Raw genomic sequence first — 10942 nt, forward strand, 5'->3', positions numbered from 1 at the left:
CGTCCCGCCGCCCGCCCGGCCTCCCGCGCCCCGCTTCCCTCGCGCCATTGCTTATATCCATGCGTATGGTTATGGTGATAGCGATCACATGCACACATCGCGATCACATCCGTCGAGCCCGCGCCGGAGCCCTGCCCCGGCCGCCGCTCGCGCCTTCACCCCGTCACGAGGAGAAGCCATGAAGACCATCGGAGCGCTGCTGTGGGAGCCGGGAACCCGGTCCGGTTGGAGCGTCGAGGAAATCGAGATCGATCCCCCCAAGAGCCGGGAGGTGCGGGTCAAGCTCGCCGCCTCCGGCATCTGCCACAGTGACGACCACGTCGACACCGGCGACATCCCCCTCGACTGGGCGCCGATCATCGGTGGCCACGAAGGCGCCGGTGTGATCGAGGAACTCGGCCCGGACGTCACCGGTTTCGAGGTCGGCGACCACGTCGTCCTGTCCTTCCTGCCGTCCTGCGGCCACTGCAAGATGTGCACCATCGGCCGTTCCAACATGTGTGAGATGGGTGCCGGCGTGCTCGCGGGCTACGCACCCGACGGCACGCACCGCGTCCACGCCCGCGGCCAGGGCGTCGGCCCGTTCTCCTACCTCGGCACCTTCTCGCCGTACGTCGTGGTCAACATCGACTCGTGCGTGAAGATCGGCAAGGACATCCCGCTCGACAAGGCCGCACTCATCGGCTGCGGCGTGCCCACCGGCTGGGGATCGTCCGTCTACGCGGCCGACATCCAGCTCGGTGACACCGTGGTCGTCATCGGCACCGGCGGTGTGGGCATGAACGCCGTTCAGGGCGCCCGGCACAAGGGCGCCAAGAACATCGTCACGATCGACCCGGTCGAGTTCAAGCGCGACCAGGCGAAGATCTTCGGTGCCACCCACACCACCGAGAACTTCGACCAGTGCCGCGAGGTCGTCGATCAGCTCACCGACGGCCAGGGCGCCGACGTCGTCATCATCACGGTCGACATCGCCTACGGGCACCTGCTGAACCCCGCCCAGGAGATGACCCGTCGCGGCGGCACCCTGGTGCTCACCTCGGCGGCGCCGGTCACCCAGCGCGACGTGCCGTTCGACCTGTTCACCTTCGCGATGTCGGGCAAGCGCCTGCAGGGCACCCTGTACGGCACCACGACGGCGCGCCGCGACATCCCGCTCATCGCCGACATGTACCGCCGCGGCGAGTTCAAGCTGGACGAGCTGGTCACCAAGACCTACAAGCTCGAGGACATCAACACCGCGTTCAAGGATCTCCGCGACGGCAAGAACATCCGCGGCGTCATCATGTACGACGACTAGATCGGCACGCGCGACTGCGCGGGTGATCCGCGCCCGGCACCCGGGCCGGGACGGAGTCGACACTCCGTCCCGGCCCGTCCGTGTACCTCCGACAGGAACAGAGCCGATGACTGCCTCGAATCTCGCGGACCTCGATTCCGCCGCCCTGAGCCGCCTCGTCGCCAAGGACGAGATCCGGGATCTCGCAGGGTGTTACGCCCTGGCCGTCGACGACCACGACATCGACGCCGTACTGTCGATGTTCACCGAGGACGGTGTCTTCGAGGTCGCCGGCACCGAACTGTGCGGTCGTGAGCAGATCCGCCCCTTCTACGTCTCCAGCATGGACCGTTACCACACCATGCTGCACACCCCCGAGATCCACCTCGTCACGATCGAAGACGACTCGCACGCAAGCGGAATCATGACCGGCCACGCCGAACTGGCCGTCCACGACACGCTGATGATGACCGCCTTCCGCTATCGGGACCGGTACGTGCGGCGGGACAGCACATGGCTTTTCGAAAGACGCACCGTATCGTTCATGTACGCGGTACCGTTCGAGTCGATGGGCTCGAGTTTCCGTACCACCAAACGGATTCGGTGGCCCCAGACCCGATACACCGAAGCCGACTATCCGGAGTCGGCTCCCACCTGGAACACCTACCGCTGACGGCGGATCGGGCCCGTCGGCGGCCCCGAAGGAGCAGCTATGACAGGACGGGTAGCAGGTAAGGTCGCGTTCATCACGGGGGCGGCCCGCGGCCAGGGACGCAGTCACGCGATCCGCCTCGCCGAGGAGGGCGCCGACATCGTCGCTCTCGATGTCGCCGAGGAGATCGAGAGCGTCACCCGCTTCTACCCCGGCGCCACCGAGGAGGACCTGGCCGAGACGGTGCGCGCCGTCGAGGCCCTCGACCGCCGGATCATCGCCCGCAAGGCCGACGTCCGCAACTTCGACGCCGTGAAGGCCGTCGTCGACGAGGGCATCGCCGAACTCGGCCGGATCGACATCGTCGCCGCCAACGCGGGGATCTTCCTCTTCGGCGACGAGACGCACCTCGTCACCGAACGCGACTGGGACGACGTCCTCGACATCAACCTCAAGGGCGTGTGGCACACCTGCAAGGCCGTCACCCCGCACCTGATCGAGCAGGGCACCGGTGGCTCGATCGTCATCACCAGCTCCACCGCAGGCCTGAAGGGCACGCCGAACGTGGCGCCCTACACCGCGAGCAAGCACGCCGTGGTCGGCCTGATGCGCACGCTGGCACTGGAATTGGGGCCGCACGGCATCCGCGTCAACACCGTGCATCCCACCGGCGTCGCCACGGACATGATCCTGAACGAATCCTGCTTCCGGCTGTTCCTCCCGGACGTGGAACATCCCACGCAGGAACAGGCCGCACCGGTCTTCGCCACCACCAACGTCCTGCCCGTGCCGTGGATCGAACCGATCGACATCTCCAACGCGGTGCTCTACCTCGCCTCCGACGAGGCCCGGTACGTCACCGGCACCGAACTCAAGGTCGACGCCGGCTACACCCTGCGCTGATCCGGCCGGACGAACGGGAGACCTCATGACCGCAAGACTCGACACCCCGCGTCTCGATCCCGCCCGCCCCGCCGAGGTCGCCGAGCGCTGGCTCGCGGATTTCGCCGATGCACTCCGGTCGGGCGGTACCGGCGACTATCCGGATGCTCTCGCCACCGACGCATGGTGGCGCGACCTGCTCGCCTTCACCGGTGATCTGCGCAGCCTGCACGGCGAATCGGCGATCCGCCCGCTGCTCACCGGCGCGGCGGACCTCGAGGTCCGCGACGAGGCACTCGATTCCGCCGCCCCGCCGGTTCTGCTGCCCACCGGCGACGGTCCGCCGGTGATACAGCTGCTCCTCCGCCTCACCGTCCGCTTCGGACAGGTCCGTGGCGTCGCGCGCCTGACCCCGGACGAGACGGACCGCTGGCGAGCGATCGCCGTGCTGACGGCCCTCGACAGTCTCGCCGGAGCCGAACCGGCTGTCGGAGAACGTCGTCCGATCGGCGCCCCGGAACCCGAGGAACGCGTCACCGCCCACCGGGGCGACCGCCGCCGTCTCGCGAACGAGTGCGCCGACCGGGATCCGGACGTCCTCGTGATCGGTGCCGGGCATTCCGGCCTCGGACTCGCCGCCTACCTGGGCGCGATGAACGTGCACACGCTCGTCGTCGAACGCAACGAGCGCGTGGGCGACAACTGGCGCAACCGGTACGACTCGCTGGTGCTGCACGACCCCGTGTGGTCGAACCATCTGCCGATGATGCCGTTCCCACCCACCTGGCCCGTGTTCACCCCGAAGGACAAGATGGGTGACTGGCTCGACATCTACGCCCGGGCCCTGGAACTGAACGTGTGGACGCGCACGGAACTGGTGAGTGCCTCGTACGATCCGGCGACGAGGCGCTGGGAGGTGCTCCTCGACCGCGGCGGCGAACGGCGCGTACTGCATCCACAGCACGTGGTCCTGGCCACCGGACTGAGCGGCACCGAGCCGCTCGTCCCGGACATCCCCGGGACCGGAGAATTCGCGGGCGAACTGCTCCATTCCGGCCGGTACGCGACGGACCCCCGACGGAGCGGCCGGAACGTCGTCGTCATCGGCACCGGGAACAGCGGCCACGACATCGCGCAGGACCTCTACAACACCGGCGCGAACGTGACCCTCGTCCAGCGGGGTCCGACCTACGTCGTCGGCGGCACCACCGTGGTCGACGTCATGCTGAAGCCGGCCTACGGCGAGGACACCGCACCCACCGAGATCGCCGACCTCGTCGGGGCGTCGTTCGCGCGACGGGACGAGGGATTCGTCGACGGTCTGCGTACCGCGGTCGCGGCGATGGCCGACATCGATCGTGATCTGCTCGATGCCCTGAGCGCCCGGGGATTCCGCCATCACCTGGGCGACGGCGGGACCGGAGCGATGAACCTCTTCCTCACCCGCAACGGCGGCTACTACATCGACGTCGGCGCCTCGCGGCTCGTCGCGGACGGGTCGATCGGGCTGGTCGCCGGGAAGACCGTCGAACGATTCGTCCCCGAGGGTGTCATGATGTCGGACGGCACCGTCCTGCCCGCCGACACCGTCGTGTTCGCCACCGGATTCCGGGGCATTCTCGACACTGCCCGCCGCGTCCTGGGCGACGCGGTCGCCGACCGGTGCGGACCGGTCTGGGGCCTCGACGACGAGGGCGAGATCCGGTCGGTGTGGCGACGTTCCGGCCACGACCGGTTCTGGTTCAGCGGCGGCAATCTCACGTTCGCCCGGATCTACAACAAGTACCTCGCACTGCAGATCAGAGCCGACCTGGACGGCATCGACCTGCCGTCCGTTCCCTGACCCATCCCCTCGAGTACACGGAGACCGACACATGCGCGCCGACGACATCAACGAGATCATCCGCGTCACCCACCTCTACGCCCGGGGTCTCGACCGGTTCGACCCCAAGGAAGCCCTGTCCGCCTTCGCACCCGACGGGGTGTGGGACGCCAGCGCCGTGGGCCTGACCCGGTACGAGGGCCACGAGCAGATCCTCGACTTCTTCGAGCGGGACGCACAGGCGGTGGACAAGCAGTTCCACATCATCACCAATCACGTGATCGACTTCGAGGACGACGACCACGCCACCGGTACGAATTACGTCTTCTCCGAAGCGGAGATGAAGAACGGCGCCGCTATCAAGGCGATCGCACTCAACGAGGACCGCTACGTCCGCACCGCCGACGGCTGGAAGATCGCCGAGCGGATCATCACGGGTCTCACCACGCCGCAGATGGACGGCTTCGACGCCTGACCACGACGGCGAGATACGCGGCCGGGGTGGGGACTTCGCAGTCCCCACCCCGGTCGCGTGTCCCGGTCGGGTTTCCCCGATCAGATGTCCTTGGTGATCTCGTAGAAGTCGAACGAGACGCCGGCCTGCGCGAAGTTCTCGAGGTCGGCTGCGCCCTGCTGTCCTTCCGGCGACGCCATGTCCGCGAGCATGGCTTCCTTGCTGTCCCAGTCGCAGACCGCGACCAGGAAGTGCGGCGGGGTGCTGCCGTCGGGAGTGGAGCACACACCCCATTCGTAGTTCCGGATGCCCTGCTGCTTCAGTGCGAGCTTGGAGTGCACGTTGCGGTAGTGGTCGAGGAACTTCTCGGGATCCTCGGGGTGGTTGTAGGCGGCGACGAGTCGGTACATGTGGACCTCTTTCGATGATGGGTTCGGACATTCTCCGGGCGGCGGACCCGCACGCGGGATGGTGGAGTGGTCCCGCACGCAGCAAGAAGGCAGGAAAGCCCGCCACATATATTCGCTTTCCGTCTTTGATTATATCCATTCGCATTGATAGAGTGATACCCGTCACAGACTTTTTTCCGCGCCGGCCGATCAGCCGGGCGGATCACGCTCCCGCCGGACCCACCGAATCCGCGAGTCCGGCGGCAACATCGGCACATCCGATCGAATCCCCAGTCAGAGAGGCCATCCGATGACTGCAACTCCCACCCCCACCGCCGCTACCGAGGTCGATGCCGTCGTCGTCGGCGCGGGCTTCGCAGGCCTGTACCTGCTGTGGAAGCTGCGCCGCCACGGTTACACCGCCGTCGCCCTCGACAAGGGCAAGGAGGTCGGCGGCACCTGGCACTGGAACCGCTACCCCGGCGCCCGCTGCGACGTGGACAGCCACGACTACTCCTTCGGGTTCGACGAGGATCTCGAGCAGGAGTGGGAGTGGAGCGAGCGTTACCCGTCGCAGCCCGAACTGCAGGCGTACCTCTCGCACGTCGCCGACCGGTTCGACCTGCGCCGCGACATCCGGCTCGAAACCGCCGTCACCGATGCCCGATTCGACGATGGCGAGCAGAAGTGGCACGTCCGCACCGACCGGGGCGACGAGTACGTCGCTCGGTTCTGTCTCATGGCCGTCGGCTGCCTGTCGGTACCGAAGGACGTCGACGTCCCCGGCCTCGACAAGTTCCAGGGACCGATCTACCGCACCAGCGCGTGGCCGGAGGAGGGGGTGGACTTCACCGGTCTGCGGGTCGCCGCGGTCGGTACGGGTTCCTCCGGGGTGCAGGCCATCCCGGAGATCGCCAAGCAGGCCGGCACGCTGACCGTCCTCCAGCGCACCGCCAACTTCGTCATTCCCGCCCGCAACCACAAGCTCGACCCGGAGTTCGTCGCGAACGTCAAGGCGAACTACCGCGCGCGGCGCCAGGCCTGCCGGACCGCCGCCGCCGGCTGCATCCGCGACGACAACCCGAAGGCCGCGTACGACGTCAGCGACGACGAGCGGTGGGCCGAGTACGAGAAGCGCTGGCAGGGCGGCGGCATCGCCTTCCTCGGCGCGTTCGCGGACCTGATGGTGGATCAACGGGCCAACGACTCGGTGTGCGACTTCGTCCGGGCCAAGGTCGACGAGATCGTCGACGATCCGGACGTCGCGGACAGCCTCAAGCCGTTCGGCTACCCGATGGGCGCGAAGCGGCCCGTCATCGGCACGGACTGGTACGAGACGTTCAACCGCGACAACGTCGAACTGGTCGACCTGCGGAAGAAGCCCCTCGACAGCTTCACCGAGCACGGCATGCATCTCGCCGACGGCACCGAGTACGAGTTCGACGCCGTCGTGCTCGCCACCGGGTTCGACGCCTTCACCGGCGCGTTCACGCAGATCGACATCCGCGGCCGCGGCGGTCTGCCGTTGCGGGAGGCGTGGCAGGAGGGCCCGAAGACACACCTGGGCCTGGGCACCGCGGGCTTCCCCAACATGTTCATCATCGCCAACGTCGGCAGCCCGTCGGTGCTGTCGAACATGGTGACCGCCATCGAGCAGCACGTCGAGTGGACGGTCGAGACCATGGATCACATGCGCGAGCACGGACTGACCACGATCGAGGCCACCGAGGAGGCGCAGAACCAGTGGGTCGAGACCGTGGAGGAGATCGCGAACATGACCCTGTGGCCGCAGGGTGAGTCCGGATCCTGGTACCGCGGGCAGAACATCCCCGGCAAGCCGCAGATCTTCATGCCCTACGCCGGCGGCATCGTGCTCTACGAGCAGACGTGGAACGAGGTCCGCGACGCGGACTTCAAGGGATTCGTCCTGGCCTGATGTCGGGGCCTCGCGCCGGGCGATCGCGACCAGCGATCGCCCGGCGCCTTTCGCTGCGTCGCTCGTATCGCGCGGGTGGATCTCGCACCGAGCGGGAGGATCTCGCGCCGAAACGCGAGACGCGACGACGACAACCTCCCGCTCGACGCAGCAACATCCCGCTCATCGCCGACGGACACCGAAACGGGGGTGCAGGCCCGAAGCCCGCACCCCCGTCTCGGTGTCCGTCAGATCAGCTTCGCGAGCGCGTACGCCTGACGGGTGGCGAACACCAGCCGCCGCGGCGCGTATGCGTCACCGAGAATGTGCACCTCCCGCTCGCCCTCGGCCGCCGGGCCGTCCTTGATGCTCTCGTACAGGTCGGCGTCCCCGATGCCACCGCAGGCGAGCACCACCGAGTCGAAGCCGTCCACCTGGTAGGTGCGCCCCGAATAGACGTTGCGGGTGACGACCCCGGTCGGGGTGATCTCGACGACGTCCTCCATGAACCGGTACTGCACGCCCTTCTCGTCGAGGCGCCCGAGGATCGCGCCCACGATGTAGCGGCCGAGCAGCTGCCCCGCGACCTGGGTCGCGTAGACGACGGTGACGTCGTGCCCGCGATCGGTGAGGAAGTCGGCGAGCGACAGCGGCGGCATGTGGTCGTCCTGCGCGACGATCAGGACCCGCTTGCCGACCGCGGCGTCGCCGTTGAGGACGTCGCGGATGTCGGCGACATTGTCGCCGTAGACACCCGGGATGTCCGGGATCCGGCGGGTGGAGCCGGTGGCGACCGCCACCACGTCGAATCCCGCGGACTCGATCTCCGCCTTCGTCGCCGCGTGCCGGTAGGCGACCTTCACGCCCGCCCGCTCGAGCCGGCGCTGCTGCCAGTCCAGGTACTTCTCGAACATGTCGTACGTGGGGGCGTTGATCGCGGTGCGCAGTTGGCCGCCGAGCACGTCGGACGCCTCCCACAGCTCCACGTCGTGGCCCTTCTCCCGGGCCAGGGCCGCGAACTCCATGCCGGCCGGACCACCGCCGACGACGAGCACGCGCCTGGGGTCGGTCACGGTGGGCCACGGCCCGTCGACCTCGTTGCTGGTGACGGGGTTGACCGCGCAGCCGAACGGCAGCCCCTCGACGTAGCGGCGGCTGATGCACTCGTTGCCGCCGACGCAGGGCCGGATCTCGTCGACGCGGCCGGTGCGGACCTTCTCGACGATCGACGGCTCGGCGATGTGCGCACGAGCCATGCCGACGACGTCGGCGTCGCCGGCCGCGAGGATCCGTTCGGCGACATCGGGGTGATTGATCCGGCCCGTGTGCACGACGGGCAGCGACACCGCCCGCTTGAGCTGCCCGGCGAGATCGCTCCACTGACCGGCCTCGTAGAAGTGCGGCTGGATGTAGGACGGGTTGCCCCACGGGCTGCCCACCACGCCGTGGAAGTAGTCGACGAGTCCGGTGCTCTCGAGGTACTGCGCGATCTCGACGGCGCCGTGGATGTCGTACCCGCCCGGCACCTCCTCGCGCAGATTCAGGCGGATGCCGATGACCATGGACGATCCGATCACGTCACGGATGGCCCGCAGCACCTCGACCGGGAACCGGCAACGGTTCTCGATCGAGCCCCCGTACTCGTCGTCGCGCTTGTTGGTCAGCGGAGAGAGGAAGTACTCGAGCAGATCGTCGTGGTTCATGTGGAGCTCGACGCCGTCGAGACGTGCCTTCTGGGCCTGCTCCGCACAGAACTTGTACTGACCGACGAAGTAGGCGATCTCGTCCCGGTTCAGCTTGTGCGGAACGTTGTTGATCACCGGGGCGCTCAGGACCGACGACGCGCCGTGCGGCATACCGCCCTGGTGCACCATCTGCCCCGTCGCCACCGCACCCTCGGCGTGCAGGGCATCGGAATAGGCCTGCACCCGTTCGACGAAGAACGGCAGGCTGTAGTGGCCTTCGACCGTGGCACCCACGCCGGTGGGTTCGAACCCCGGGATCACGCCGGTGTTCGGCACCCAGGCGCTGAGGCTGTCGAACCATGCGGCTCCGCCCCGGGCCCGGGACACGTAGTAGGCGAGGTTGCGTTCGGCGTCGGCCTCGGACCCGAAGATGTTGCCGATCGCCGACGCGTGCGGCGGCAGCACCACGCGGTTGCGCAGCTTCATCGGGCCGATCTGGAACGGCGAGAGCAGATGGGCGTAGGCGGAGTCCGGATCCGCGGTCATTTCGTTCACCCCTTGTTCGGTCGGGGCCCGAGCGAGCCGCCGCGTCCGTCGCCCGGCATCCTGGTCGAGTCGTGACTGACCGCGATTCGGACGGGACGGACTTCCAGGACGACTCGGTTCGGGCTGTCCAGCAGGCGCTGGAAGGCTTCGGGATCGTTCGGAGCATGGCGCGCCGCGAACGCCGGGTAGAACCAGCGTTTGGTCTCCGCGTCGGCGTGGACGGTGACACGGCCGCGGACCGCGAGCATCCTCCTGCCGGGCAGTCCGGTGCCGGCATTCGAGACCACCAGCGTCACGCGGGGTTCGCGCGTCGCTGCCCGGACGTGGGCGCGGTCCTTCGCGGCGGTGAGCCAGAACCGGTCGCCGTGGTGCAGGTAGCTCATCACCACCCCGGCCGGCCACCCGGCCGCGGTGGTGAAGGCGAAGGTGCATTCGGTCTGCGCCGCTACGAGTTCGGCGATGCCGTCCTCGTCGACCCGTAGCGTGCGCAGGTCCTCGTTGTCGTCGATGCCGACGGCCATCTCACATCACTTCACGTATGCGCCGGCGTCGACCGGGAAGGTGACTCCGGTGACGTACCGCGCCTCGTCGCTGCCGAGGAACAGCACCGCGTTGCTGATGTCGATCGATTCGACCCACGGCACCGGCAGCGTGTTCAGCGACATGAACCCCGGCATCGCCTTCTCCTGCGACGGCTCCGGATCCCCGGGCGAGAACATCCCGTACGTCCCGGGGTTCTGGATCATGATGGTGTCGACGTTCGTCGGGTGGATGGTGTTGACCCGGATGCTGTAGGGGCCCAGCTCGTTCGCCATGGTGCGCATGAGGCCGACGATGCCGTGCTTGGCCGAGACGTAGTGGGCGACCTGCTGGATGCCCTTGAGTCCGCCGATCGAACTGGTGAACATGATCGAACCCCCGCGGCCCTGCTCGATCATCGTGGGGATCGCGACGACGGCGGTGTTGTAGACGCCGGTGAGGTTGACGTCGATCATGTCCCGCCACTGCTCGGCGGTGAGCTCCCACGAGCGGCCGTAGGTGGCGATGCCGGCGTTGGCGACCACGATGTCGACGCCGCCGAGGTGCGCCACCCCGTCGTCGAAGGCCCGCTGCAGCGCCGCGCGGTCCCGGACGTCGGCGCGGTGGGCCACGATCCGGCGGTCGAGGGCCTCGACGAGCCGGACGGTCTCCTTCAGCTCGTCCTCGGTAGCCAGCGGGTAGTACGGGGTCACCGTGTCGATGTTCTCGCAGATGTCGACCGCGATGATGTCGGCGCCCTCCTCGGCGAGCCGCAGCGCGTGGCTGGGGGCCCGGCCGC

General features: G+C 68.0%; 10 protein-coding genes. 6 read left to right on the forward strand and 4 right to left on the reverse strand.

Annotated elements, in window-relative coordinates; genetic code table 11:
- Window positions 1-178: 178 nt before the first annotated feature.
- From OEY_RS0111370 to OEY_RS0111390, 5 genes are all read left to right on the forward strand, one after another.
- A complete protein-coding gene (locus OEY_RS0111370) occupies window positions 179-1300 on the forward strand; it encodes an NDMA-dependent alcohol dehydrogenase (protein ID WP_010594001.1) in 1122 nt (373 codons plus the stop codon).
- 106 nt (window positions 1301-1406) lie between these two features.
- Window positions 1407-1952 (forward strand): nuclear transport factor 2 family protein, encoded by a 546-nt coding sequence (locus OEY_RS0111375; RefSeq protein ID WP_010594002.1) that lies wholly within the window; start codon window positions 1407-1409, stop codon window positions 1950-1952.
- A 39-nt stretch (window positions 1953-1991) separates the two neighbouring features.
- Window positions 1992-2834, forward strand: a complete 843-nt coding sequence (locus OEY_RS0111380) for a mycofactocin-coupled SDR family oxidoreductase (RefSeq protein ID WP_003938428.1) — start codon at window positions 1992-1994, stop codon at window positions 2832-2834.
- A gap of 25 nt (window positions 2835-2859) precedes the next feature.
- Window positions 2860-4656, forward strand: a complete 1797-nt coding sequence (locus OEY_RS0111385) for a flavin-containing monooxygenase (protein ID WP_010594003.1) — start codon at window positions 2860-2862, stop codon at window positions 4654-4656.
- Window positions 4657-4687: 31 nt separating this feature from the next.
- Complete coding sequence (locus tag OEY_RS0111390) at window positions 4688-5110, forward strand: nuclear transport factor 2 family protein (RefSeq protein ID WP_010594004.1); 423 nt, start codon at window positions 4688-4690, stop codon at window positions 5108-5110.
- Window positions 5111-5190: 80 nt separating this feature from the next.
- Here OEY_RS0111390 and OEY_RS0111395 read toward each other — a convergent pair whose 3' ends face one another.
- Window positions 5191-5499, reverse strand: coding sequence for an EthD family reductase (locus OEY_RS0111395; RefSeq protein ID WP_003938431.1), 309 nt, complete (start codon window positions 5497-5499; stop codon window positions 5191-5193).
- Between the two features lie 289 nt (window positions 5500-5788).
- On the opposite strand from OEY_RS0111395, the gene OEY_RS0111400 reads away from it, so the two are divergent.
- Window positions 5789-7414 carry a flavin-containing monooxygenase gene (locus OEY_RS0111400; RefSeq protein ID WP_010594005.1) on the forward strand — a complete coding sequence of 542 codons (1626 nt, stop codon included), beginning with the start codon at window positions 5789-5791 and terminating at the stop codon, window positions 7412-7414.
- Between the two features lie 227 nt (window positions 7415-7641).
- Here the strand turns inward: OEY_RS0111400 and OEY_RS0111405 are convergent, their stop codons facing one another.
- From OEY_RS0111405 to OEY_RS0111415, 3 genes are all read right to left on the reverse strand, one after another.
- Window positions 7642-9624 (reverse strand): oxidoreductase, encoded by a 1983-nt coding sequence (locus tag OEY_RS0111405; RefSeq protein WP_010594006.1) that lies wholly within the window; start codon window positions 9622-9624, stop codon window positions 7642-7644.
- Between the two features lie 5 nt (window positions 9625-9629).
- Window positions 9630-10145 carry a pyridoxamine 5'-phosphate oxidase family protein gene (locus OEY_RS0111410; RefSeq protein WP_010594007.1) on the reverse strand — a complete coding sequence of 172 codons (516 nt, stop codon included), beginning with the start codon at window positions 10143-10145 and terminating at the stop codon, window positions 9630-9632.
- Window positions 10146-10151: 6 nt separating this feature from the next.
- Window positions 10152-10942: mycofactocin-coupled SDR family oxidoreductase (locus OEY_RS0111415; protein ID WP_010594008.1), on the reverse strand; the 791-nt coding region annotated here is incomplete at its 5' end.

Source organism: Rhodococcus sp. P14 (assembly GCF_000256505.1).
In the GTDB taxonomy this organism is placed as follows: Bacteria; Actinomycetota; Actinomycetes; order Mycobacteriales; family Mycobacteriaceae; genus Rhodococcus; species Rhodococcus ruber.

Bases quoted from the DNA above. Each gene is read 5' to 3' on its own strand.
- OEY_RS0111370 (WP_010594001.1), top strand. From the start codon at position 179: ATGAAGACCATCGGAGCGCTGCTGTGGGAGCCGGGAACCCGGTCCGGT.
- OEY_RS0111375 (WP_010594002.1), top strand. From the start codon at position 1,407: ATGACTGCCTCGAATCTCGCGGACCTCGATTCCGCCGCCCTGAGCCGC.
- OEY_RS0111380 (WP_003938428.1), top strand. From the start codon at position 1,992: ATGACAGGACGGGTAGCAGGTAAGGTCGCGTTCATCACGGGGGCGGCC.
- OEY_RS0111385 (WP_010594003.1), top strand. From the start codon at position 2,860: ATGACCGCAAGACTCGACACCCCGCGTCTCGATCCCGCCCGCCCCGCC.
- OEY_RS0111390 (WP_010594004.1), top strand. From the start codon at position 4,688: ATGCGCGCCGACGACATCAACGAGATCATCCGCGTCACCCACCTCTAC.
- OEY_RS0111395 (WP_003938431.1), bottom strand. From the start codon at position 5,499: ATGTACCGACTCGTCGCCGCCTACAACCACCCCGAGGATCCCGAGAAG.
- OEY_RS0111400 (WP_010594005.1), top strand. From the start codon at position 5,789: ATGACTGCAACTCCCACCCCCACCGCCGCTACCGAGGTCGATGCCGTC.
- OEY_RS0111405 (WP_010594006.1), bottom strand. From the start codon at position 9,624: ATGACCGCGGATCCGGACTCCGCCTACGCCCATCTGCTCTCGCCGTTC.
- OEY_RS0111410 (WP_010594007.1), bottom strand. From the start codon at position 10,145: ATGGCCGTCGGCATCGACGACAACGAGGACCTGCGCACGCTACGGGTC.